The following is a 24,078-nucleotide window of genomic DNA, read 5'->3' on the forward strand; positions in this document are numbered from 1 at the left end:
GCCCCTTTTAAAACGTAGTCCCATGCAGCATCAGCAAGTGCTCGGCAATCGGCCCTAAAGTCAGTACCGGCAAAAAGGTTAAAGCACCGACAATGAGGATGACGCCGGCTAAGAGCGCCACAAACAGCCAGCCGGTGGTGGGGAAAGTGCCGGGACCGGGAGGGGAGATCTTCTTTTCCGCCATGTCGCCGGCAAGGGCCAGGACAGGAAGGATGACACCGAAACGGCCGATCAGCATCCCCATGGCCAGCATTAAATTATAAAAAGGGGTATTGGCGCTTAAGCCGCCAAAAGCGCTGCCGTTATTGCCTGCAGCAGAAGCGAACGCGTACGTGATCTCGCTCAGGCCATGCGGTCCGGGATTGAGAACAGAGGATATTCCCAGGTCCGTTGCTGCAGCAACGGCACTGCTGGTCAGTATGGAAACTGCAGGGAGTAATATTCCAAGCGTAGCCATCCGAATCTCGCGGGCTTCAATTTTTTTACCAAGGTATTCCGGCGTCCGGCCAACAAGCAGGCCAACGATAAACATGCTCAGGATGATATACAGCAGGATGCCGTAAAACCCGGCGCTAACACCGCCGAAAATGACTTCCCCAAGTTGCATCTGCAATAAGGGGAAGAGGCCGCCTAGCGGTGTGAAGCTGTCATGCATGGCATTAACCGCACCGCAGGAGGCCGCCGTTGTCACGGTGGCAAACAAGACTGAACCGCCAACGCCAAACCGAACTTCCTTGCCTTCCATTGCCGTGGGACCGTCCAGGCCCAAACCGGCCAGGATGAGATTGCCGTTCAGCTCACTGAGGTAGGTGCCGGCCAGCATCAGGGCAAACAGCAGCACCATCGTCGCCAATATGGTATATCCCTGCCGCTGTCCGGCCATCCGGCCAAAAGTCAGCACCAGTGCGGCGGGAATGAGGAAAATGCCTGTCACCTGCAGAAAGTTGGTGAACGGCGTGGGGTTCTCAAAGGGATGAGCGGAATTGGCGTTAAAGAAGCCGCCGCCATTGGTTCCCAATAATTTCGGGGCCTCCTGGGAAGCCACCGGCCCCATTGCCAGCGTTTGTTCAGTCCCTTCCAGTGTTTGCAGCGTCAGATAAGGCGATAAATTTTGTATAGCCCCTTGTTGCACGAAAATCAGCGTAAATACGATGGATAAAGGCAACAATACACGAAATATGCTGCGCACCAGATCGACCCAGAAGTTGCCGATCGTCGAAGCCGCCTTACGGGTTAAGCCCCGGATCAGGGCTATCGCCACTGCCACACCCACGGCTGCTGAAACAAAATTTTGTACCGTGAGCGCCGTCATTTGAGTAAAATAGCTCATTGTGGATTCGCCGCCGTAAGACTGCCAGTTGGTATTGGTCATAAAACTGACCGCCGTATTGAACGCCAAGTGCCAGGGCGACACACTGTTCAGGCCGGCTGGATTCCAAAACAGTGACCCTTGCAGGACTTGAATCAGAAAAACTAAAATCGCGCCCAACACGTTAAACAGCAGAAGCGCCGCGGTATATTGCCGCCAATTCATTTCCTGTTCCGGATTGATCCCTGCCAGGCGATAGATCAGCCGTTCCAGCGGCTGCAGCACCGGATCAAGAAATGTCTTTTCCATAATAAACACTTTTGCCATATAGTTGCCCAACGGCCAAGCCAAGAGCAATACCACTGCGAGAAACAATCCAAACAATACAATATCTGCCATTACCTTAAAATTCCTCCGGGTTCAGCAATGCATAAAGTAAATATACGAGCAATAGGACCCCAGCTAGCCCAGTTAACCAATACTCAACCATATTTTCCTGCCTCCCTGCTTCCATTATGGCCAATGGCCATTTACAGCCTTTATTGTAGCTCCACTCAAGGTAAAGATAGTGGCAAGAACGCGGCGCAATCCGTAAAAATACAGTAAGTACTGACCGAGCGGCCTGGTCACAAAAGATGCCGCATCTTCTATCTTCCAGAAGACACGGCATTTTTGCTGTTGCATCTATTTTTTTAACTGAAAAGGAAGCGTGGTAACGGCCACATCTTTACTAAAGATCAGCATCGTCCGCAAAATCAGTCCAGTCTGATTATGCAGCAGGCGGTGCCACCATTTTCTGGTCTCGAATTCGGGGATCACAATGGTAATAAAATCCTCCGGCCTTTTCCGCTTGATCAATTTTTCCACAAATTGAATAACAGGCTGGATCACCAGACGGTATGGAGAATAAACCGTCACCAGTTTCACATCCGGATTCCACTGCTTCCATTTTTCTTCCACCCGCTGGATCTCCTCCTTATCGGTCGCCACATGCAGCGCGATAATCTCATCGCCGATCATTTTGGCATACCGCATGGTATTTGCTACTACCCGGGTGGGGCTGGCTACCGGCACTATGACATAATGTTTTCCCGCCGAATATCCGCCATACTGCCCTTCCTCCAGGGGCAGACGCAGTTGTTCCGCCATATCCAGATAATGCCCTTTGATTTTTTTAAAGATGAAGATCATGACCGGAATGAAAATGAGGACAATCCAGGCGCCGGCAAAAAATTTACTGACCGCAATCACAACCACCACAATACCGGTGATCATAGCCCCGAACCCGTTGACCAAGGCCCGCCTGCGCCAGTTCCGGTCCCGCTGCCGCCACCAGTGAACGACCATGCCGGACTGGGCGATGGTAAACGAAAGAAATACGCCAACGGCATAAAGAGAAATAAGATGCTCCACCTCGCCGTCAAAAGCGACAATCAGCAACCCTGCCACCAGGCTCAAAAGCAAAATGCCGTTGGAAAAACTCAGCCTTTCCCCCCGCAGGCCCAAATAGCGGGGCATGTAACCGTCCTGCGCCAGCAGCGACAGGAGCGGCGGCAAGCCGTTATAGGCGGTATTGGCCGCCAAAAACAAGATTAGCATAGTCGTCATTTGAATGTAATAGTAAAACCAGCCTCTTCCCAGCGTCTGCTCGGCGATCTGAGACAACATGGTCACATGCGGCATGGGCAGGATATGATAGTGCAGAAGCAAAAAGGAGATCCCCGTCAGCATAATGGCCAGCAATCCGGACATCCAATAGGTCGTCTTGATGGCATTGGCATGCTCCGGCGGCTTGAACATAGGCACGCCGTTAGAGATGGCCTCCAAGCCGGTCATCGAACTGCAGCCGTTGGCAAACGCGCGCAGCACCAGCGCCAGCATCACCCAGTCCAGCTCCTGCTTCGCCAGCGACTCCGCCGCAAAAACAGGTCCTGGACCGGTTATTGCCTGATACACCCCCGTGACGATCAATCCCAGCATGCCCAGCACAAACAAATAGGTCGGAAACACGAAGGCATGGGCGGATTCTCTCACGCCGCGAAGATTAACCAAAGTGAGGATGGCAAATAAGACAAAGATATCAATACTGATTGCCTGTTCACGCAGCGCCGGAAAGGCAGATACCAGAGCCTGAGTCCCAGCGGTAATGCTCACGGCCACAGTCAGCACATAATCGGCAAACAAAGCGGCAGCCGCCACCAGCGCCGGATATTCGCCCAAATTCTTTTTGGCTACCGAGTAAGAACCGCCTCCGCCCGGATTGGCCCTGGCCACCTGGGTATAGGAAACGGTCACAACAGCCAGCAAACTGAGAACGACCAGAAAGGCATAAGGATAATAACCGTAGGCCGCAAGACCCGAAGCGGCCAAAACCAGCGCAATCTGTTCCGGGCCGTAGCCGACGGAAGATAGCGCATCCGAGGAAAAGATCGCCAAAGCCTTCCACTTTGGCAAACGTTCCGCCATAGCTTCCCGGTTATGAAGCGGGCGCCCGATTAAGATTCTTTTAATATGACGAAACAGAGTAATTCCCCCCTTAACTATTGCCCCATAAGCCGGTAGCCGATTCCCGATTCAGTAATAATATAGCGGGGCTGCGCCGGGTCCTGCTCGATTTTGCGCCGCAGTTGGCCGATATAGATGCGGATATAGTGGGTATCTTCCTGATAGGCATTGCCCCATCCCGCCTGCAGCAGTTGTTTATGAGTCACTACCCGGCCGGCATGCTGGATCATAAATTTGATCAGCTCATACTCCGTCGGGGTCAGTTTAATTTCCCGTTCATCCACGGTGACCCGTCGCTGCAAAAGATCCACAATCAAACCGCCGCACCGCAGTACCGGTTCGCTGTCTGCGGCTGCTATCCGCCGCAGACACACCCGCATCCGGGCCATCAGCTCCCCTATGCCAAATGGCTTTGTAACATAATCATCCGCGCCGGCGTCCAAAACAGAAATCTTTTCCTGTTCCTGATCACGGGCTGTCAAAATAATGATGGGCATCGCCGACCATTCGCGGATTTGCTGCACGACTTCTTTTCCGTCCATATCCGGCAGCCCCAGATCCACAATGGTCAGATCAGGCTTAAAACCCGCCGCCTGCTGAATCCCTTCCCATCCATTCTCCGCCTCACCGATTTGATAACCGTAGGCCTGCAGGGAAACTTTCAACAGTTTGCGTATTTGCGGCTCATCATCAATCACTAAAATTCTGAGTCCCTTTTCCGTCATTCCATTCAGCTTCCTTTACCAGCGTCTTGCCGCCGTCCTCCGGCACCGGCACAGTAAATGCAACGACCGCACCTCCACCCGGGCCATTGCGGGCCCAAATCCGTCCCCGGTGGGCTTCCACAATGCTCTTGCAAATGGATAAGCCCAGTCCTGTACCGGCGGCCTGCACCGCTTGCCGCGCACGGTAAAACTTTTCAAAGATTTTTTCCATATCCTGCTCCGGGATGCCGGAGCCGCTGTCCTGCACCGATACAACAATCTCCGGGCCGCTTTGTACGGCGGCAATGATGATTTCGGCGCCGGGAGGCGAATATTTAACGGCATTGTCCAGCAAATTAACCAAGACATGCTCCAATAACACGCAATCGGCCCGCAGCAACGGCAATTCAGGTGATATCCGGGTCCGCAGGAGATAATTTTGCGTTGTTTCGCCCATGCGGCGAATGGCAGTGCCCACGATATCCTCCACATCACACCAGTCAATTTTCAGTTCCAGCATTCCGCTTTCGATGCGGGCAGTATCCAGCAGATTGCCCACTACCCGTTCCATCCGGTTGGCGCTGTCTTTGACCGTCTCCAGCAACTCCCGCCGAATTTCGGCACTATAATGCGCCTCTGTGTCCAGCAAGGCAGCAGCAGCAGCGCTGATCGCCGCCAACGGCGTCCTGAGTTCGTGGGAAACCGAATTGAACAGCGCGGTGCGCAGTTGCTCCGACTCTTTTAGCAGCGCCGCCTGACGGGCGGCTTCGGTCAGGTTCCCCCGCTCCACGGCAATGGCTGCCAGCCCAGCCCAGGCATAAATAAGCTGCCGTTCTTCCTGGGTCATTTTCTGCTGCCCCATTTCAATGCCAAACACCCCGGCCATCCGCCGGTCGACGGTTAACGGCACGAATAAAAATTCCGCGCCAGGCAGGGTCTCGGTTGACCGCCCCGCTACCTGGCCATTGGCCCATACCCAATTGGCCACCGCCTGTTCCGCAGCCGGCAAAGCCGGCTGGGCTGCCTGTCCCGCCGGCCCACTGACATCATAGTGAGCCTCTGCCGCCAGTTGTCCTTTGTCATCCGGCAGCAGCAGCACGGTATTGCGGCCGATCGCCACGCCAACATGTCTGACGAAGGTTTGGGCAATCCTGGTTACGTCAATGATTGCCGCAATTTGGCGGCTAAAATCATATAAGGTCCGCACGCTGGTTTCCCGCTGCCGGGTCAGGCGCACTTCCTTACGCAGCGTTTCCGTCCGGCCGCCGACCACAAACGAAATAACCAGAAAAATGGAAAAACTCAGCAAGTAACGAACATCACTCACCGTAAAGGTCAGCAACGGCGGCGTAAATAAAAAATTAAACGCCAGCACACTGGCCAGTGCTGTAATATAGGAAGGCCGGCGGCCCCATCGGACAGCGCTGAACAAAATCGGCAGCACATAGAGCAGGGCCGTGTTCACCGGGTCAAAATGCTCCCGCCCCAGCCAGCTCAGCATCGTTACCGCTGCCGTCATCAGCAGTCCCTCGGCAACAGGCCTCCAAGACGCCGCCGGTGCGTCAGGCTGGGCCGTACTGATGGCGGAGTGTGCCTCAGTTTCAGCCTTGCTTTGAATCACGTAGATATTGATCCCTTCACTGCGCCGGATCAATTTATCCACCAGCGATCCCTGCCAAAATTCCCGCCAGCGGCTGTGGCGAGGCTTACCGATCACTACCGCCGTGACATTCTCGTTGCGGGCCACCGTCAAAATTTCCCCGACAATGTTGTTTCCGGCCACCGTAACAATTTTGCCGCCCAATTCCTCTGCCAGGCGCAAATTGCGCCAAACCCGGTCTTGTTCTTTTTCCCCCATAGGAAAACGGCGTGACGGGGTGTCGATATAGACAGCCAGAAAATCAGCCCGCAGTCCTTTAGCCAGACGGTGAGCCGCCCGAATGAGCTGCGCCGAAAACGGACTGGCGCTGATACAGACCATCACCCGGCCGGCTGCCGGCCAGGGACCGTTGATACGATGCAGCCGCATGTATTCTGCCATGTCTTGATCGACTCGGCCGGCGGTAAACCGCAGGGCCAGTTCCCGCAAAGCGTTGATATTGCCGGGACGAAAAAAACTTTTTAACGCTTGCTGGACCTGACCGGAAATATAGACCTTACCGTCCTTTAAACGTTTAATCAGATCTTCCGGCGGGATATCGATCAATTGGATGCTGTCAGCCTGCTCCACAAAGAAATCGGGTACCGTTTCCCGGACAATAATGCCGGTAATTTGAGCCACCACATCATTCAGGCTTTCTATGTGCTGAATGTTTAAAGTGGTATAGACATCGATCCCGGCGTTTAATAACTCCCCCACATCCTGAAACCGCCGGATATGACGGGAGCCTTCCACATTGGTATGGGCCAGTTCGTCCACCAGAACCAAGGCCGGCCTCTGCGCCAAGATGGCGTCAATGTCCATTTCCGTTAAAATCCTGCCCCGGTATTCCAGAACTTTCGGGGCGATGCGGGGCAGCCTCTCCAGCAGCTTCCCGGTCTCCGCCCGGTCATGGGTCTCCACCCATCCCACCGCCACCTGCACGCCTTCCGCCAGCCGGCTATGGGCCGCTTCCAGCATGGTATAGGTTTTACCGACCCCGGCCGCCGCCCCTAGAAAAACTGTCAGCCGGCCACGATTTTCTCTATGAATTCGCTGCAGCAGCTCTTGTGGATCAGGCCGCCGTTCCTCTTCTTTGGGCATTCCATCCAGCTCCCCACTAAACAAAGCATTTACAGTATCCCTATCTTAAAGCAATTTACCCGTATCTTTCCCTTTCAGCCCTTGTCGTCAGTCGCATATATATATCTAACATTATTATTGTACCTCTGATCGTTGTAAAAACGATATCAAGAAACAATATCTTGATGTAAAAAAAAAGTAAAGACGCCGCCCGATAAGTATATTCTGCGAAATAAAAAAAACTGGCTGATGCCAATTTTTATCTGCCTGACGCTGCTGGTCGAAATGACGCGGCTTGTTGTATAACGGAAAGTTGGACCCGACCATAGTGTCGCCACTACCCTGCAAACGGCCGCCATCAGCATTATGGCTGCGGATATCTCCACCACAAGTATTCTCTGAAGAAGATTAGAGAATATCCTGACGACGGCATGCTGTTTTCAACTTGGTTCTGAAAAAAATGCACTCGTTTAGTCAGCGGCGATCGGAAGGACGATTGAACTGCCATGTGCATAAAGATAGGTGATATGGATTAGCGGCTGTTATTCGTCCACTAGCCGGTAACCCACCCCTATCTCCGTCACGATATACCGCGGTTTTGCCGGGTTCTTCTCGATTTTTCGCCTAAGCCCTGCCATGAGCGCTCGCAGGGCCTGTGTATCATTTCCGTAGCTTACGCCCCAAATCTCTTTTAAAATCTGCTTCGTCGTAAGCACTTTTCCAATATTCCTGAAAAAAAGCGCCAATAAATTATATTCCAGGGGAGTAACATGGGTTTCGTTCCCATCCAGATAAACCAACCGCTTGTCAAAATCAATTTTTAACCCTCCTGCCTGGAGGACGCTTTGCACTTTTCCGCCGCTGCGCTGCCTGTATAAATATCGCAGCACGACACGGATACGGGCAAAAAGCTCCGTTGCGGAGAAGGGCTTTGTCAAATAATCGTCGGCTCCCAGATCCAGGGCAGCCGCTTTTTCTTTGTCCTGATCCCGGGCGGAAATAACGATAATCGGCATTTCCGACCACTCGCGGACTTTCCTGATAATCTCCATGCCGTCAATGTCCGGCAATCCCAGGTCCAACAGCATTAGGTCGATAGGTTCGGAGGCCAGGAGGCTTAATGCACTCTCACCGGTAGTAGCGGCGATGTGCCTGAACCCCTCTGTATCCAGCAAATAGCCGATATAATTTCGGATCTGCCTGTCGTCTTCAACCGCAAGGACATATGCGTTATATGGTGTCATGTTCATTCACCCGCCTAAGTGATGCAGAGCATCGCGTAGTAGCAGAAAGTAAGGCGCATTTCGGGCAAAGCCAATGAGTCCTGCTGTCACAGAAACGAAATGCGCTGCTTTCCTAGTTCTCTAGCGGAAGCTTAAAAATAAACTCCGCTCCTGGTCCGTCGGTGCGATTACGGGCCATTATGCTTCCACCATGAGCTTTTACCACCGCGTCGCATATGGGCAGCCCCAGCCCTATGCCTGGCTGGGCATCGTCAGGCTTAACCCGCGACGTATAAAACATCTGAAAAATATGCGGCAATTCAGAGTCCGCGATGCCATTGCCTCTGTCACGGACAGCAAACACAGCATACATGTTGTTCTGAAGATCTTCTTGATCCGTTGTCACCGAAACGCTGATTTCATCTTGGAGAGCTGTATGCTTGACGGCATTGTCCAAAAGATTGATCAGCACCTGCCTGATCAGCCTGGCATCCATCGGGATAAGCAATAATTCATCCGGTACCTGAACCGTTATTTCATACTCCGGATAGTATCGCGAAATATGGTGGATCGCAGCCCCTACCACCTCTTCGGCAGCTTCCTTCTGTTTGTTGAGCACCGGCTTGCCATCCTGCAGACGGGTCAGGCTCAAAATGTTCTCAACGAGAGAATGCAGCCAGTCGGCATCTTTATGAATTCCGGCTATAAGAGGGTACCTCCGGTCATTTTGGGCCGTCATATTCATCAGCATCTCAGACGTTCCGATGATACCGGCAAGAGGGGTGCGTAAGTCATGGGAAATGGACCGCAGCAAATTTCCCCGAAAGCGCTCCCTCAGGATTTCCTCGGTGACTCTTGTCCGCTGACGGACGGTGCGAAAGTGGTTCGCCGCCAGGGCAATGCATAAAAAGGCTAAAAGGCAGACAATGACGATATGAGCCTCCGGCAGTCCCATAATTTTCCTCACAACTCTTTCACACGGTTATCTACATTCTCACACCATGGTCACAGAATTTTTGGTATAATAATTCTCAATGGATAATAGATAAATCGCTTAATGCGGACGTTATCCATTTATTCTTAATGCTGGGCACAGACCGGCGTAATAATAAGAATCTTCTCTTCGCGTCAATCGTAAGCGGTAATATTGGCAATAAGAGAACTGGCAATCATAATGGAGGCACATTTCGCAATCCTGAATAACAAACCCCTGTTCTCTCACCAAACGGGCTATGCGAAACTGGCCGCCCAGCAGAAATTGCAGCCGGCTTATATTGAAGAGATTCTTATCGTTCGAGAGATCAGGATATTTTCGCTTAAGCAGCAGTTCAATATCGTCCAGAATCAGATCGAGTTGTACTTCAGGGTCCAAAAGAGCTTGGTTATCACTATTGGCTGATGGATTGAATAGATCAGTTGCCAAGATTTCTTTATCCGTTTTTTTTCCCGTCACATTCTGCATTATTCATACCTCACCGTTCAGAATTTTTTATTAATTCCTGAACGCCCTTATTTTTAGTATACCAATATCCGGGCGACGACACAATCTTACAAGCAAGATTGCGGGGTTCCTTTAACATCATGCGACTATCTGTGCATAGCAAGATAGTCGTTCTGTTTATGAACTATTGGATAAATTTCAAAGAAAGAAGGGATTGCATGTCGAAAGCCATCTTTATTACCCGCAGGGACCTGGAGAGACTGGAAAAGTTAATTCAAATCGAAGAAGAATTTAAAGCAGGCAACAAGCTCCCCCTGCAGGAATTAAAGTCCGAGCTCAAACGGGCTCTCATCGCCGAACCTCAGAATATTCCGGCTGATGTGATTACGATGCGATCGCAGGTATTGCTAAAAGACATGAGCAGCGGGGAAGAAATGATTTTCACGCTGGTGTATCCGGAAGAGGCTGATATGCTTGAGGGAAAGATTTCGGTATTAGCGCCGATCGGCATGGCTATTTTGGGATACCGGGAAAAGGACAAGGTTGAATGGGCCATCCCCGGAGGGATCGCCCTGTTAAAGGTGGAAAAAATTCTTTTTCAGCCGGAGGCCAGCGGTAATTTCGATTTATGATTCTATTGCCTGTATTTCAGCACCCGCCCGATCGCAAACCGTATTTTTTAAGTTTTTTTAACACTGCGGTATGGGATAGACCCAGCGCCGCACCCAGCTGCCGGGAAGAACGAAATTTTCGCATGGCCGCCTGTAATATATCGCGTTCTACCTCGCCTAACCGCTCTTCCAGCGTCTGATAGGCGGGGATTTCATTTGTCGCCGCCGTTTCTTCCCGGGCGGCAACTAACGCCGCCAGTTGTTCGGCCCGTTGTTGCGAAGGTATAGAAGGGACTTCATTCACGCGGCAGATCCCGTCTACCTGCTGCAATGCCTGGATAACCTGCGGTTTTTGCTCCTTAGAAGCAAGCTGACATTCCAGATAGATGACGCCCGTATCTGTCGCATCTACTTTAACAGATACGATATTACATTCCCAAATTACCATTACTTGCGCAATATCCCGCAGCAACCCCAGCCTATCTGTATAAGACATGCATAAACGCATAAAAACGCCTCCTCCCTTCTGCCAGTTCTAATGCCCCAGGGAATGCGTAACCGGACGCATGACAGCAAGATTGTCCAATACCTTACCAATGCCCTGCATCACACAAGTAAGAGGCTCAGCCGCCACAGATACCCTGATGCCGGTTTCTCTCGCCAGCAGCGCATCCAATCCCCGCAGCAAAGCGCCGCCGCCGGTCAGAACCATGCCGTGCTCGATGATATCTGCCACCAATTCAGGCGGTGTGCCTTCCAGCGTGTTTTTTACCACGTCAACAATAGCGGCCAACGGTTCAGTCAGAGCCAGACGCACCTCCTGTTCCGACAGGACCAGTGCCTTCGGCAGCCCGCTCAGCAGACTGCGTCCGCGAACCTCCAGCTGTGCTTCCCCTCCCGGTATCGCACTGGTAGAACCGATTTCAATCTTAATCGCCTCCGCCGTCCGTTCACCGATCATCAAACCGTGGGTCCTTCTTATATACTGGCTGATGGCTTTGTCCATTTCAGCGCCGCCAATGCGGATGGCCTTGCTTCTGACGATGCCGCCCAGCGAAATAACCGCTACATCGGTTGTGCCGCCGCCGATATCCACCACGATGCTGCCGGTAGGCTCCCCTATAGGCAAGCCGGCGCCTATGGCCGATGCCATAGGCTCTTCAATCAAATATACTTCCTGGGCTCCGGCCTGTGTCGCTGCTGATACCAAGGCCCTCTGCTCCACGTCCGTGTTGAGTAAAGGAACTCCGATGACAACTCGCGGTTTCTTATAAAAACGGGATGAAACAACTTTGCGGATAAAATACTGCAACATTTGCTGCGTGATGGTAAGATCATCAATAACCCCGTTTTTTAGCGGCCGAAGCGCCGCAATATTCCTCGGAGTCCGTCCCAGCATTGCCCTGGCTTCTGCTCCTATTGCCAGCACCTCACCGCTGGGCTGGAGCACCGCAACCACCGAAGGCTCCTGCAAAACAATACCCTGCTCTTTACTATAGACCAGCGTATTAGTAGTCCCCAAATCAATTCCCAAGTCGCCGCTCAATGCCCGAGAAAAGCCAAGCATCAGCAGCCACCGCCCATGCTGTCTGCATTAACCGCCTCACTGTGTCCGGAGCTCCATGTCTTCATCTTTTCACCTCATGCTCAATGATTGATTCAGTTCTCATTATCATAATAAAAATGTTGTGAGTACAGTGTGAGAAAACAGTCAATCGTGTGAGTATGGTGTGAGAATGAAAAAGACCGTTCAGTTTTGACACTGAGACGGTCATTGCGGCAGCTTTTCAAAATTTAACCACCCCTAGCCAGAGCCGCCAAGTACGGTAACCCTGGCTTTGTCCGGCAATTAAGAAAAGGCGGATTGTGGGAAGCAAGGGTAAGGAATAAATTCGTCTGCCTTTTCAAGCCATTGTTGAGCTGTAAAGCGGGTTTGTCAATTTTGTTTGCCCAGCATACTCATCACCTATGGAACAATTTGAGATGAATCGGCTTAGTTTCTTGATTTTACAAGCGGCTGTTCTTCAATTTTCTTTTAATGATTATCTGTTTTGCCCTTAACCGCTTCTTTATCCGATGCACTTCCATGATGAAAAGCAATATACTGCGGCGACGCTATATCAACACCTGCTGTTTGCATGAACTCAATAATATGCCGGTGCAAGTCGGAATAAATGTCAACCATGCGATGGGGCTCCTGGGTATATGCATTGATTTCATAGCTCACCGTCGTATTGTTGAACTGGCGCTGCAAGACAAACGGACGAGGCTCTTGCAATATTCCGGGAGTGGCTAATGCCGCTTCAATCAGCGGGGGATGGACCTTCTGCCAGGGAACATCGTAATTGACCGTCACGCTGGCGTACAGAATCAATGCCGTTTCTTTGGAAGCAGAGCTGTAGTTCACAACCGGACTGTTTAAAATGCTTGCATTCGGAATGGTAATCTCCTCATTTTTAACCGTTCGTATCCGGGTGGCCAACAAGGATTTTTCAATGATATCCCCGATGTGTTCGCCAATTTTTACCCGATCGCCGATATTAAACGAACGGGTGTAGGTAAGAGCAATACCGGCAACCACATTAGCCACCGCCGAACTGGAGCCCAGAGACAGCAGCACGCCTAACAGGACCGAAACGCCCTGGAATGCCAGTGAATGGGAACCAGGAAGATACGGAAAGATACTGATTACGGCGATTGTCAGAATTAAAAACCGGACAATCTTGTAGGTTGGGCTGGCCCACTCAGGGTAAAAACCGGCAATTTTCAGCTTCCCCTCTCTGAGAGCAGTAAAGAAAAAGCTGACCAGACGCAACAAAAAGCGGCTGATTACCACAATTAAAATGATAGCGATGCCTTTGGGCAGATAATCCCACACCGCATGACTAACCGATTCCAAAACAACCATGATATAGGTGAGAAGTTGTTTGGAATATGCCCTGGTCCAAGGGAAAAAACTCAACACAATCGAAAGATAAAAATATAAAACAACCAGCTTTAGACCCCAGACAAAAGCCCAGAGGCTATAGTGGAACAAATTGTATATCTGTTCCAGGGGTATCCATTTTCGACCGGGAATTTTCTTCACATATACCCGCGCAGCTCCTGCCGGTTGCAGCAGTGTCCGTAAATAATCATCCGCTTTGCGCAGCAGCAGCCACAGCCACACCACCAGTCCGGTCAAAAGCACTGCCTTTCCTGCTTGCAGCAGCAAATACCGTGTCACCCGCATGTCACGATAGTCGCGGATCGCTGCCTGAATAGCCGATTGCCGTTGTTCCGCCGCCACAGCCAGCGTCACCTCATCCGCTTGCGCATCCCCTTCGGTCACCGTCATGATCACTGTCTGACCGGCCACAATTTCCAGACTGGCTGCGTCAGATCCGCTGCTATGGATTGTAACTTGCGCAATATCAATCGCGCTGTCCCTTGCAACCTGCAGCAGCCTTTCCTGTATAATACGCGCCCGTTCTTCCGGCAGCAGAACTCCGACACGGGCCTTAATCATAAAAAGATCCTTACCGTCAATAGTAACCGGCGCGCCTGACCCCATATCGAGTGTTTGCGCTTGAGCCGGCATCATTGTGAAAGAAAAACAAGCCACACATAAAAAACATATAAGCAAGCCCGTCAGCCATTGTTGCTTCATGAGATTCATCCTTTCCAGCAAGCAAAGAGGCGCAAAGATAGTAATCATAAGAATTCTTTTATAATGAGAAAAATTCCTTCCCTGTCAGGCACCTGTCATGAAACCATACGCCTGATTACATTTCCTGCCACGGCGGAGCTATGGTTTTTAGTGCCGATCAATCTAATGATTTTCATAGCATCAGTCATCATTTGGACACGCTGCTCTTTTTACAATCCTACTGAGCAAAGGATATCCACATAGAATCGCTAATTATTATATTGAGAGGGGACGATCAGATGAGTACATTTAATTTTAAAACAAAACTGGTTGAACGCTTTTTCCGCTATGCGGCGGTAGCCAGCCAGAGTAAAACGGGCAGTCCGATGATTCCCAGTACGCCGGGACAAATGGCGTTGGCTGAGCTTTTGCAAAAGGATTTGACTGAGCTGGGCCTGAAGGAGATTAAACTGACCCAGCAAGCCATACTTACCGCCAAGTTGCCGGCCAGTCTGCCGTCGGATGCAGCGGGCAGCATTCCGGCCATCGGCTTTCTGGCGCATTTGGATACGGTGGACGTCAGCCTGTGCCCTGACGTAAAACCGCGAGTGGTCAAACAATATGACGGCAGCGACATTTTGCTGAATCAAGAACAGACTATCTGGCTGAAAACAGCCGACCATAAAGAAATCCTAAACTATATCGGCCAGGATATCATTGTTTCCGACGGCACAAGCGTACTGGGCGCCGACAATAAGGCCGCCATTTCCTCAATCATGGTGGCCTTGGAGTATTTTCAGACGGAAAAGCCTGATCACGGCGATATCTATATCGCTTTCGTTCCCGATGAGGAAGTCGGCTTATGCGGCTCCAAAGCTATGGATTTAGCTGATTTCCCCGTTGCCTTCGCTTATACTATTGACTCCTGCGAATTAGGGGAAGTGGTATATGAAACCTTCAACGCCGGCAATATGGAAATCGCGATCAAAGGGGTGCCGGCTCACCCTATGTCCTCCAAGGGAGTCATGGTCAACCCTGTGCTGGTTGCCAATGATATCATCAACCATTTTGACGCCAAAGACACGCCGGAGCATACCGACGGCAAGCAGGGTTACTTCTGGGTGAAGCGTGTTGCCGCCAATGCGAATGATGCCCATCTTACCATTAACATTCGCGATTTTGATCAGACACTCTATGAGGCCAGAAAAACCTATCTGGCTGATTTGATGAAACTGATCACCGCTAAGCACCCGAAAGCGCGGATTTCATACGAAATAACCGATACCTACAGCAATATTGCCGACTCGTTAGACGCCGACAGCCGGCAATGCATTGATTTTATTTATCAGGCCATGGCGAATCTTTCGATTACGCCCAAAACGATTGCCATGCGGGGAGGCACCGACGGCTCCGCTCTGTCAGCCAGAGGATTGCCTACTCCCAACTTCTTCACCGGCGCCCATAACTTCCATTCCAACTGCGAATTTCTGCCGGTCGATTCCTTTGAAAAATCCTGCCGCATGGTTCTTGAGATTGCCAAACTGGTATGCAAGCGCGGGTAAGCTAATAGTGACGCGATGCATTCCGAAGGATAATGTAAAGTATTACTCTGCCGGGGCGGCAGATAATAAGGACAATCGCACCGCTGTGTGTGAGAGCCAAATAAGCAGAGGACGCATATGCGCTCTCTGCTTATTTGGCTCCCCGTGTGTATGCCGCTAATTTTCAGTTTCAGAGAAATCTGGCAGCCCCTATCCCCAGCAAGGTAGCAGTAAAGCCAATCAGGACATTAAGTCCGGCATTATAAAAAGCGCGCAGCATATCCGCTTCCTGCAGCAAGCGAATCGTTTCGTAGCTAAACGATGAGAAGGTTGTCAGCCCGCCCAAAAACCCTACGGCAATGAACAGCCGCCAATAGGGACCGATTATGAGTCTCTCTGTCGTCAGTGTCATAAAAACGCCAATAATAAAACACCCGACAACATTGACCATCAGCGTGCCATAAGGAAAATCCGCGCCAAACCGCGCAGCGGCCCAGCCAGACGTCAGATAGCGGGCCACCGAGCCAATGGCTCCTCCGATTGCTACCACTAGTATTTCCATCAACTTTTCACCCCCATTTGTGACAATGATTCGCTGTATTTAGCGCTACGGGTGTATAAGGAAGCCGGGCAAACGCTACAAAAAACAGACTCCTACCACGTCAGTGGTAGGAGTCATTACCGTTTGCACGGGGTTTAAGGCGAACTCCATCGCCGATATTGTAATACAGACTTATTATACCAGCCTGGCGCATGCAGCGTCAATAAAGACCAGCTATCTGGATGATTCCTTCATTAGGGTGAGGGGCGATCGCCACTAAACATTCAATTCGTTTAATTTTGTTTAATTTTCTATATTCTGTGGAATTCATTTGATTTGCTGCGAAAATCACGGTAAAATTTTAAGAAAAAGCGGGGGGAGGTAACGATGGAGAAATGGCTGCATGCAAGGATTGCTGATTCGAATTGCCGGAGACAATTTGGGGAACCCTCTTAGGACAAGAAGCATGAGAATTCATAAGGAGATGATTCCGATGAGCATACAGTATTTGAAAAATATCGAACCGGAGCAAGCTCTGGAATTGACGAAACTGGTGGAATATCAGCAGGGGCAGATCGTCAGCCGGACTTTGGCCCAAAATAAGGCCGTGAGCATCACTCTCTTTGCCTTTGATAAAGAGGAAGAAATCAGCACTCACGCTTCGGACGGCGATGCCATGCTGACCGTCCTCGATGGAAACGCCAGGATTACCATTGGGGAAAAAGTCCACTCTCTGACACAGGGGCAAACGATTGTAATGCCGGCCCAAATCCCCCACGCGGTAGCCGCAGCGGACCGGTTCAAAATGATGTTGACCGTAGTGTTTCCCAAGCCGGCAGAAAAGGAATCCTGAATCTAATCCATTTGTTGAATAGATAACTAGCATAGGCCAAACGTATAGACAAATATGACGAGTTAAATGGCAGGCCGGAAAAGGCAATTTACAACAGAGCGTTGGACAAGGCGGGCCGCGCAAACTCAGATGCGCCTTCAAATATATGGGGCTTTACGGTATGATCGAAGTGGCCTTGCTTGCCGATATTCATGAAGGAAGCTCTCGAATTTGACCGGGAAATTCAGGATAATCAGGACTTTGTGCTTAAAAGCTGTTGCCCATTGTGGATCGCTCTCATTCGAAAATCCTATAAAGAGACGATCCCTCATGTCCCGCCGTCCGTTTCGCCGATGGTTGCGTGCGGCCGCTCCATAAGAAATCCACCCGGAGGCCAAAACTGTATTCATCGGGCCCTGTCTTGCAAAAAAGGCTGAAGCCCGCGAGCCGGATATCGCCGGTGCAGTGGACTATGTCCAGACCTTCGTAGGCTCACTCAATCACTTCCGATTTCTAGGCCCCCCGAATCGCATAAACAATGATGGCGAGTGCTGCTATTGCTAGCCTGTATACTGCAAATATAGCGAAATTATGTCTCTGGAGGTATTGGAGTAAAAACCCAATGCTGATAAGGCCCACGATAGTCGCTGTGATGGTTCCAACCAAAAACAGAGGATTGGCAATGTTATGTATAATGCCGGGAGTTTGCTTTAATGCTGCTCCAGCGATGATTGGAGTAGCCAGCAAAAAAGAAAACCTGGCGGCCGCCTCTCGTGTAAAACCTAACAGTCGTCCTGCAGTCATCGTAATTCCTGACCGGGATACACCGGGAATTAGAGCCAGCGCCTGGGCGACACCAATCAAAATTGTCTGTCTGAATGTGATTTCTTCAAAATTGACGATTTGAGCCGCTTTCTTGTCGACATAGTAAAGAATAATACCCATAAGCGCCAACCCCAGGGCAATGATCAAAATTTGAGATCGAATAAAATTTTCGATTGCCGCTTCCAAAGCAAGTCCCGCAATCCCTCCAGGAATGGTGGCCACCACGAGATACCAAAACATTTTCCCCTCTTTTGTCTTAATCCCCGTAGATAAACCATGAGTCAGCATTTGCAGCCAATCTCGGAAAAAGTAGATGAGCACTGCCAGCAGTGTCCCGACATGGAGAGCCACATCTAAGACTATATCAATATTTTCTCCCAAATGATGGATAATGGGGTCCCAGTCAAAAAACCAGCGGGTAAGAATTAAGTGTGCTGAACTGGATATAGGTAAAAATTCGCCAATACCTTGTACAATCCCAAGAATAATCGCAATATACCATAACATATATACACTATGCCTCCTTTTAATAAATAGTCGCAAAATAACTTTATCCCATTTAGGGATTTCGATATTGGTATTAACCATACTGTTCCATCTGAATGATCTAAGCCTGATGCAAACACAACCATTTATTGATATTGACTGGCTTTGATTAATAGCATATCATGGCTTCCGACGCGGTACTTTTTAACCAACCAATCGTCAGGGCAAGTTTGCCCAAACGTCTTATAAAATCTATCGGCACTGGCAACAACCAATAGTTTTTCCCCCGGTCGCTTTAAGAATTCATACACTTCTTCAACATGATCTAATACGGGATCAAAGTAGATTCCGTTATAAAAAATAAAACCGCTATCGTTATTCTCAAAACCCCATAAACCCACTGGCTGATTGGCTGTCCTCTGACGCGCTAATTCTTCCGCTAAATACCGTTCACTCTTGAGCGGATTTACAGCCGGCATCACGACACCCTTTAAAACCAGGATTAAGCTGATAGCAAAAGCGATTACAACTCCAAATATTATCCGTTTGTCTTTATGAAACAAAGCGGCGCCAAAAATGCAACCAAAAATAATAGCCAACCCTGCCAGACTAAAACTGACGAAATCGATGGCGGCTTTATTGGCTAAAGAGGCAACCGCTGCCTTTCCCGCCAAGACATCGCCTTTCATCAGTAAAAATATGCCAATGACCAATAAAATAATGCCAATACTCGCTGCCGGTACTCTCAATCCCTTCATTGACTTGATTTTTTGGGTTAGATGCTGTTCAAAGTACCATGCCGTTAAAATCGCGAAAGCCGGATATAATTGGAGTAGATAAAGCCCCCGTTTGGAACCGATCGCGCTAAAAATAACAAAAGTGGCGATCAGCCAGATTGCGCTGAACTTTATCATTTCCGGCAGTTGATTTCGGTTTTTATATAAACTGTGAAAAGTTGGTATAAGGAAAATTGTCCAAGGAAGCGCTTCCAGCGGAAAAGTAATCAAATAATAGTAAAACGGATTAGGATGGCCATCCGCCCCGCTGGCATAGCCTAAAACTTTATTCAATACTGTAACCTTAAAATAATAATACCCTGCAGCATCAAACGCCGCTACAATCCAAATACCGACTACCGCGCAATAAACCAGGAAACCTTTCATCCAGGCAATATTCTTTAGTTTACGCCACTGTTTGGTTACCAGGGCATAAACAATAATTATGACCATCGGCAATAAAGCTATGGGGCTTTTAATCAATGAGCCTAATCCCATCAATAAAAATGCCAAATAAGACCGGTAGGTAGATCGATCCCTCCCGAATTCTTCGTAGAGAAGCAGCAGGGCGAGCGTCGTGCAAAAAATCAAAGGTAAATCCAGATTCAATCGCATTGCCAACCAACTATAATTTAGAGTAGTTGCTAAAATCGCCCCTGTTAGCAATCCGGTTGTTTTACCTAATTTTTCCCGATAAAATAAGCTAGGATTCCAACTAACAAACTGGCTAAAAAAACCACCGGTAACCTGACGGTCATCACAGTCATTTTTCCAGAAATTGATGCGAACAAGGCAGTTCCCATAAAGTAGAGCGGAGGTTTTTCGTAATAAATATGATTGTTCAAATGAGGGATAACCCAATTATGACTTACCATCATCTCCCGGGCGACTTCGCCGTAACGCGGTTCATCAGGTGACCAGAGATCATAACCGCCGATATTGTAAACAAAAAGGAGAAAACAGGCTGCAATTATCAAAATGCAATAGAACAGATACCGCCGGTCAACCCGGTTATTATCAGGCATATGTCGTCACTCCTCATTTACTTTCGGTCTTTGTATTTTTGATAAGCACCAGATTTCGAAAGTAAATTAAAAAACCGGCTGATTGACCCACTATAAAAACGGGATCCTTACGCTCAATCGCATAAATTAATAAGATCAAACTGCCCGCAATACTTAAATACCAAAACACCACTGGGACCACACTCTTCTTTTCTTTTTCGGAAGTAATCCATTGGACGATAAAACGCAATGAAAATATGGCTTGTCCTAAAAACCCTATCATTAACCAGAACATCCTAGACCTCACCCTTTATTTTGTAGTTTAAATGTCTCCGTTGCATCCATCTAACCGCCAAGGTGTCCTTTAGTCCCTTCCACATTCGATTAGAGATCCCGTATTTCGATTTTCCGTATTGTCTGGGGTAATGACTGACTGCAACCTGGGTTACCCGAAACCCGTTCATCTTAGCCAATGTAGGAAAAAAGCGGTGCATCCCTTCAAAGAGACACATACTTTTTGCCACTTCGTTTTTAAACAGCTTTAAAGGGCATCCCGTATCCTTAATCTCTTCATGGGTTAACCAGTTTCGAACTCCATTACCGATTAATGATGAAATCATTTTTACGATACTGTCCTGCCGGTCGGCCCGTATTCCACAAACCAGGTCGTAATCACCGATGTTAGGGAGTAACTTAAATATGTCGGCCGGATCCACTTGTAAATCGGCATCCATTGTAGCAATCAAACGGCCCTCGGCTTTTTTAAAAGCTGCTGCAAAAGCGGCAGTTTGGCCGTTATTTTCCGTAAAATGATACACTTTAACCTCACGATGTTCGGCGGCGATTTTATCCAACAATTCCGAACCGCCGTCGGTGCTTCCATCGTCAATATAAATAATTTCATATGAATCGATCTTCCCGTTCAAGGCATCTTTTATTTTTATGGTTAAAGGTGCTAAATTGTCATATTCGTTATATACCGGCGCCACTATCGATAATTCAACGCTATACTCATTCAACAGAGGACACATCCTTCCGAATTTATTCGGTAAAACCAGTAATATAAATCGTTAATTTTACGTGTTATCCCCCGCCTTAGCAATCGAGAATTGATCGGCATGAAACCATTGGATAAAGGACTTAACGCCATCCCGGATATTGATGGTGGGTTGATAATTCAATAGTTTGCCGGCTTTTTCGAGGTCGGCGAAGGTCTGAAACACATCTCCGGTTTGCGGCGGCATCAGCTTCAAGTTGGCTTTGAGATTAAGCTCTTCTTCAATGATTGTCATTAACTCCCGTAAAGTTATGGTTCGACTGTTTCCCAGATTCACTATTTCATATTGGGACTGATCATAGGTAATGGCCGCGCTGATCCCTTTGATAATGTCATCAATATAAGTGTAATCCCGTGACGATGAGCCGTCGCCATAAAACGGGACCTCTTTGCCTTGCGAAATTAATCTGGTAAACTTATGAATGGCCAAATCAGGACGCTGCCTTGGACCATAAACGGTAAAAAACCGTAAACTGAGGAAACGGATCCCATGTAGTTGACTATAAACATGTCCCAGTAGTTCACCGGAAACTTTTGTTGCCGCATAGGGACTGATCGGCAACAAAACCGGGTCCCTCTCCCGCCAGGGAACATTGGGATTGACGCCATAAACGCTTGAAGACGAAGCAAATACAAACTGAGGTATTTTTTTATCCTTGGCAAATTCCAAAAGGTTTTGAGTACCTTGAACATTGACCTTTTGGTACCCGACGGGGTCCAGAATCGAAGGGCGAACCCCGGCTTTAGCAGCTAAATGGACAATGACATCATAAGATTCGTTTAGGTTTTCATACAAAGCTTTACAATTGCAAATGTCCAGTCTTAACAGCTTATAGCCGGAATTATTGAGATGTTTCCGGATATTACGCTCTTTAATGGTTTGTTCATAATATGGATCAAAATTATCGACTACCGTTACCTGACAATGTTCGTTAAGAAGCTTGTCCACTAGGTGACTCCCGATAAACCCCGCCCCTCCCGTTACCAAGACATGCATCGCCGATCCCAACTCCTTCATATAGAAATCCGACCGCATTTAGCTCTGCCGGATTCAAAAAATTTCGGCCATCGATCAATATGGGAGTATTCATCACCGACCGTAACTTCAGAAAGTCTAACTTAAGATACTCTTCCCATTCGGTTATCAATACCAACGCATCGCAGCCACAAGCGGTTTGATAAGGGTTAACGCCATATTCCACTTGGTATTCAGCTAATAATTTTCGGGCGCTCGGAACCGCAACCGGATCATGGGCCTTCACTCTCACTCCCCGTTCAACTAAAAGTTTAATAATATCTTGAGCCGGCGAGTCCCGCAAATCATCTGTACCGGGTTTAAAAGCCAATCCTAAAATTCCTACTGTCCGGCCGCTCAGATCGCCTAATTGGGATTCCAATTTTTTGATGACCACCTGACGCTGTCGTTTGTTGACAGCGCATGCCGCATCTATGATCGGCATTGAATAATCATATGCGGCGCCCAGTGCCATTAATGCCAAAGTATCTTTGGGAAAGCAACTTCCGCCCCACCCGATTCCGGCATTTAAAAAACGGGATCCAATCCTCGGATCCAAGCCCATTCCATAAGCGACTTCTTTGATATCAGCTCCGGTTTTTTCACAAAGGCCGCCAATTTCATTGATATAGCTAATTTTTAAAGCTAAAAATACATTAGAGGCATATTTAATCATTTCCGCGCTGGTCAGGCTGGTTTCCACCAAAACCGGCGGTTTGAATCCTCTGGGTCTTGGAAGTTCCGGCGGAGGCGTGAAGGACTGCTCCAAGACTGGTAAATACATTTGGCGGAGAATGTCAATACCCTCGAAGTTATCGGAGCCTCGTATGGTATGGATTAGTTTAACCTTACCGGATTGGTCCACTTTTCTTCGAAGATAACTAATGTAGACATCCACTACATTCGTATTATCCTCAAAGTCATATCCCCAGACCTTACTGCCGATTTGATCTCTGGTTAAAACAATTTTCTTGTTCTCCAGCAGATACTTTAATAATTCATACTCTTGGTTGGTTAAAAAAACTTTTTGATCGCCCCGGAACACCTCATGCGTATCCAAATTCATCATCAAATCGGCAATCTTCAGTTTATTATCCCCCGGGTTCGATTTTTGCAATTTGCGCAGATGAACCCTCATTCTGGCCAACAATTCCTCAATCGCAAAAGGCTTGGTTAAATAGTCGTCAGCGCCAATATCCAACCCGCAGACTTTATCGGTTGTTTCATCTTTGGCTGAGACGATAATGATCGGTATAGATGCTTCTTTTCGAATCCGTCGGCATATCTCCAAACCATTCAAGCCAGGTAGTAAAATATCCAACAAAATAAGGTCATATTCATTTTGTTCAAATTTAATCAAACCATCCCGGCCTTCATAGGCAATATCCACATCATATCCCTCGTGTGCTAACTCCAGTTCTAAAAATCGGGCTATCTTTTTCTCATCTTCAATGATTAAGACTTTATTGTTCATAATTCACCTAATCCACCGCAAATTAGCTGTCTTGGATACTTATAGTATGAATTTGGCTGCCGAATTAATATTACCATAAACTATGCTTTGTCTCAAATACACTTCCTGATTCGTTATAGGCCATTATCGTTACTGCGGGGTAGCGGACAACAGCGACATCGCTCTAACAATGTCCCGGACAATTGACCCAATGTCATCACCAATAGTATAATGATGTAATATTATTCATCTAAATTTATCGAACGAACCCGGAGGTGTTATTCATGTCTGAAGAAAAAGGTCAAAGATTACCGTTCTGGATCTCAATACGGTCAACGGCCAATTCGGTGTTATGAACGTCGTTATTTCGATGTTCATCATGCGTTTCTTCGCTTAGGTCAGTCT

At 48.7% G+C, this 24,078-nt stretch carries 21 protein-coding genes, 1 pseudogene and 1 riboswitch; of the genes and pseudogenes, 4 read left to right on the forward strand and 18 right to left on the reverse strand.

Annotated features, from left to right (window positions below):
- Positions 1-7: 7 nt before the first annotated feature.
- From kdpA to ALO_RS22075, 8 genes are all read right to left on the reverse strand, one after another.
- Positions 8-1,708: a potassium-transporting ATPase subunit KdpA gene (kdpA, locus tag ALO_RS09145; protein ID WP_004095166.1), complete on the reverse strand. Its 1,701-nt coding sequence runs from the start codon at positions 1,706-1,708 to the stop codon at positions 8-10.
- A gap of 4 nt (positions 1,709-1,712) precedes the next feature.
- Positions 1,713-1,979, reverse strand: coding sequence for a K(+)-transporting ATPase subunit F (gene kdpF, locus ALO_RS23775; RefSeq protein ID WP_083821060.1), 267 nt, complete (start codon positions 1,977-1,979; stop codon positions 1,713-1,715).
- 14 nt (positions 1,980-1,993) lie between these two features.
- A complete protein-coding gene (locus ALO_RS09150) occupies positions 1,994-3,775 on the reverse strand; it encodes an APC family permease (protein ID WP_004095168.1) in 1,782 nt (593 codons plus the stop codon).
- A 74-nt stretch (positions 3,776-3,849) separates the two neighbouring features.
- Positions 3,850-4,539 carry a response regulator gene (locus ALO_RS09155; protein WP_004095170.1) on the reverse strand — a complete coding sequence of 230 codons (690 nt, stop codon included), beginning with the start codon at positions 4,537-4,539 and terminating at the stop codon, positions 3,850-3,852.
- On the reverse strand, positions 4,505-7,261 hold the full coding sequence (locus ALO_RS09160) for a sensor histidine kinase (RefSeq protein ID WP_004095173.1): 2,757 nt from the start codon (positions 7,259-7,261) through the stop codon (positions 4,505-4,507). Before ALO_RS09160 ends, ALO_RS09155 begins: the two co-directional genes overlap by 35 nt.
- Before the next feature lie 521 nt (positions 7,262-7,782).
- A complete protein-coding gene (locus tag ALO_RS09170) occupies positions 7,783-8,484 on the reverse strand; it encodes a response regulator (RefSeq protein WP_004095177.1) in 702 nt (233 codons plus the stop codon).
- Positions 8,485-8,596: 112 nt separating this feature from the next.
- Complete coding sequence (locus tag ALO_RS09175) at positions 8,597-9,418, reverse strand: sensor histidine kinase (RefSeq protein WP_004095178.1); 822 nt, start codon at positions 9,416-9,418, stop codon at positions 8,597-8,599.
- A 111-nt stretch (positions 9,419-9,529) separates the two neighbouring features.
- Positions 9,530-9,925, reverse strand: a complete 396-nt coding sequence (locus ALO_RS22075) for a hypothetical protein (protein WP_139025361.1) — start codon at positions 9,923-9,925, stop codon at positions 9,530-9,532.
- Positions 9,926-10,122: 197 nt separating this feature from the next.
- Here ALO_RS22075 and rnk point away from each other — a divergent pair, with 197 nt between their 5' ends.
- Positions 10,123-10,536, forward strand: coding sequence for a nucleoside diphosphate kinase regulator (gene rnk, locus ALO_RS09185; RefSeq protein WP_004095180.1), 414 nt, complete (start codon positions 10,123-10,125; stop codon positions 10,534-10,536).
- Positions 10,537-10,552: 16 nt separating this feature from the next.
- Here the strand turns inward: rnk and ALO_RS09190 are convergent, their stop codons facing one another.
- The 3 genes from ALO_RS09190 to ALO_RS09200 form a co-directional block, all read right to left on the reverse strand.
- Entirely contained in the window at positions 10,553-11,023 is a 471-nt protein-coding gene (locus ALO_RS09190; protein ID WP_004095181.1) for a TyrR/PhhR family helix-turn-helix DNA-binding protein, read from the reverse strand.
- Between the two features lie 27 nt (positions 11,024-11,050).
- Positions 11,051-12,082, reverse strand: coding sequence for a rod shape-determining protein (mreB, locus tag ALO_RS09195; RefSeq protein WP_004095182.1), 1,032 nt, complete (start codon positions 12,080-12,082; stop codon positions 11,051-11,053).
- 468 nt (positions 12,083-12,550) lie between these two features.
- Positions 12,551-14,164, reverse strand: a complete 1,614-nt coding sequence (locus ALO_RS09200) for a mechanosensitive ion channel family protein (protein ID WP_004095183.1) — start codon at positions 14,162-14,164, stop codon at positions 12,551-12,553.
- A gap of 278 nt (positions 14,165-14,442) precedes the next feature.
- Between ALO_RS09200 and pepT the strand changes: the two genes are divergently transcribed.
- Complete coding sequence (gene pepT, locus ALO_RS09205; protein WP_004095184.1) at positions 14,443-15,705, forward strand: peptidase T; 1,263 nt, start codon at positions 14,443-14,445, stop codon at positions 15,703-15,705.
- Between the two features lie 169 nt (positions 15,706-15,874).
- Here the strand turns inward: pepT and crcB are convergent, their stop codons facing one another.
- On the reverse strand, positions 15,875-16,246 hold the full coding sequence (crcB, locus tag ALO_RS09210; RefSeq protein ID WP_004095185.1) for a fluoride efflux transporter CrcB: 372 nt from the start codon (positions 16,244-16,246) through the stop codon (positions 15,875-15,877).
- 100 nt (positions 16,247-16,346) lie between these two features.
- Positions 16,347-16,409: riboswitch (Fluoride riboswitch) on the reverse strand.
- A 309-nt stretch (positions 16,410-16,718) separates the two neighbouring features.
- Here crcB and ALO_RS09215 point away from each other — a divergent pair.
- Both ALO_RS09215 and ALO_RS23915 read left to right on the forward strand, forming a co-directional pair.
- Complete coding sequence (locus tag ALO_RS09215) at positions 16,719-17,078, forward strand: cupin domain-containing protein (RefSeq protein WP_004095187.1); 360 nt, start codon at positions 16,719-16,721, stop codon at positions 17,076-17,078.
- Between the two features lie 115 nt (positions 17,079-17,193).
- Positions 17,194-17,543 (forward strand): annotated as a pseudogene (locus tag ALO_RS23915) ([Fe-Fe] hydrogenase large subunit C-terminal domain-containing protein); the annotation flags it as partial.
- A 27-nt stretch (positions 17,544-17,570) separates the two neighbouring features.
- On the opposite strand, the gene ALO_RS09220 reads toward ALO_RS23915, so the two are convergent.
- The 6 genes from ALO_RS09220 to ALO_RS23675 all read right to left on the reverse strand — a co-directional run bounded on the left by ALO_RS09220 (position 17,571) and on the right by ALO_RS23675 (position 23,694).
- A complete protein-coding gene (locus ALO_RS09220; RefSeq protein WP_004095188.1) occupies positions 17,571-18,389 on the reverse strand; it encodes an undecaprenyl-diphosphate phosphatase in 819 nt (272 codons plus the stop codon).
- A 125-nt stretch (positions 18,390-18,514) separates the two neighbouring features.
- On the reverse strand, positions 18,515-20,005 hold the full coding sequence (locus tag ALO_RS09225) for an ArnT family glycosyltransferase (protein WP_139025362.1): 1,491 nt from the start codon (positions 20,003-20,005) through the stop codon (positions 18,515-18,517).
- A 177-nt stretch (positions 20,006-20,182) separates the two neighbouring features.
- The gene (locus ALO_RS09235; RefSeq protein ID WP_040293060.1) at positions 20,183-20,443 is read right to left on the reverse strand and encodes a lipid-A-disaccharide synthase N-terminal domain-containing protein; all 261 of its coding nucleotides are present in this window, start codon (positions 20,441-20,443) and stop codon (positions 20,183-20,185) included.
- Between the two features lies 1 nt (position 20,444).
- Positions 20,445-21,167 carry a glycosyltransferase family 2 protein gene (locus ALO_RS09240; RefSeq protein ID WP_004095197.1) on the reverse strand — a complete coding sequence of 241 codons (723 nt, stop codon included), beginning with the start codon at positions 21,165-21,167 and terminating at the stop codon, positions 20,445-20,447.
- Positions 21,168-21,224: 57 nt separating this feature from the next.
- Positions 21,225-22,154, reverse strand: coding sequence for an NAD-dependent epimerase/dehydratase family protein (locus tag ALO_RS09245; protein WP_004095199.1), 930 nt, complete (start codon positions 22,152-22,154; stop codon positions 21,225-21,227).
- Positions 22,138-23,694, reverse strand: a complete 1,557-nt coding sequence (locus ALO_RS23675) for a nucleotide sugar dehydrogenase (RefSeq protein ID WP_004095201.1) — start codon at positions 23,692-23,694, stop codon at positions 22,138-22,140. The genes ALO_RS09245 and ALO_RS23675 overlap by 17 nt, the downstream gene beginning before the upstream one ends.
- Between the last annotated feature and the right edge of the window lie 384 nt (positions 23,695-24,078).

This window comes from Acetonema longum DSM 6540 (assembly GCF_000219125.1).
Taxonomy (GTDB): Bacteria; Bacillota; Negativicutes; order Sporomusales; family Acetonemataceae; genus Acetonema; species Acetonema longum.

Coding starts and splice junctions, on each gene's coding strand:
- ALO_RS09155 (WP_004095170.1), bottom strand. CDS start 4,539: ATGACGGAAAAGGGACTCAGAATTTTAGTGATTGATGATGAGCCGCAA.
- ALO_RS09170 (WP_004095177.1), bottom strand. CDS start 8,484: ATGACACCATATAACGCATATGTCCTTGCGGTTGAAGACGACAGGCAG.
- ALO_RS09190 (WP_004095181.1), bottom strand. CDS start 11,023: ATGCGTTTATGCATGTCTTATACAGATAGGCTGGGGTTGCTGCGGGAT.
- ALO_RS09215 (WP_004095187.1), top strand. CDS start 16,719: ATGAGCATACAGTATTTGAAAAATATCGAACCGGAGCAAGCTCTGGAA.
- rnk (WP_004095180.1), top strand. CDS start 10,123: ATGTCGAAAGCCATCTTTATTACCCGCAGGGACCTGGAGAGACTGGAA.
- ALO_RS09200 (WP_004095183.1), bottom strand. CDS start 14,164: ATGAAGCAACAATGGCTGACGGGCTTGCTTATATGTTTTTTATGTGTG.
- ALO_RS09160 (WP_004095173.1), bottom strand. CDS start 7,261: ATGCCCAAAGAAGAGGAACGGCGGCCTGATCCACAAGAGCTGCTGCAG.
- crcB (WP_004095185.1), bottom strand. CDS start 16,246: ATGGAAATACTAGTGGTAGCAATCGGAGGAGCCATTGGCTCGGTGGCC.
- ALO_RS09150 (WP_004095168.1), bottom strand. CDS start 3,775: ATGGCGGAACGTTTGCCAAAGTGGAAGGCTTTGGCGATCTTTTCCTCG.
- ALO_RS23675 (WP_004095201.1), bottom strand. CDS start 23,694: ATGAACAATAAAGTCTTAATCATTGAAGATGAGAAAAAGATAGCCCGA.
- ALO_RS09235 (WP_040293060.1), bottom strand. CDS start 20,443: ATGTTCTGGTTAATGATAGGGTTTTTAGGACAAGCCATATTTTCATTG.
- pepT (WP_004095184.1), top strand. CDS start 14,443: ATGAGTACATTTAATTTTAAAACAAAACTGGTTGAACGCTTTTTCCGC.
- kdpA (WP_004095166.1), bottom strand. CDS start 1,708: ATGGCAGATATTGTATTGTTTGGATTGTTTCTCGCAGTGGTATTGCTC.
- mreB (WP_004095182.1), bottom strand. CDS start 12,082: ATGCTTGGCTTTTCTCGGGCATTGAGCGGCGACTTGGGAATTGATTTG.
- ALO_RS09220 (WP_004095188.1), bottom strand. CDS start 18,389: ATGTTATGGTATATTGCGATTATTCTTGGGATTGTACAAGGTATTGGC.
- ALO_RS22075 (WP_139025361.1), bottom strand. CDS start 9,925: ATGCAGAATGTGACGGGAAAAAAAACGGATAAAGAAATCTTGGCAACT.
- ALO_RS09175 (WP_004095178.1), bottom strand. CDS start 9,418: ATGGGACTGCCGGAGGCTCATATCGTCATTGTCTGCCTTTTAGCCTTT.
- kdpF (WP_083821060.1), bottom strand. CDS start 1,979: ATGCCGTGTCTTCTGGAAGATAGAAGATGCGGCATCTTTTGTGACCAG.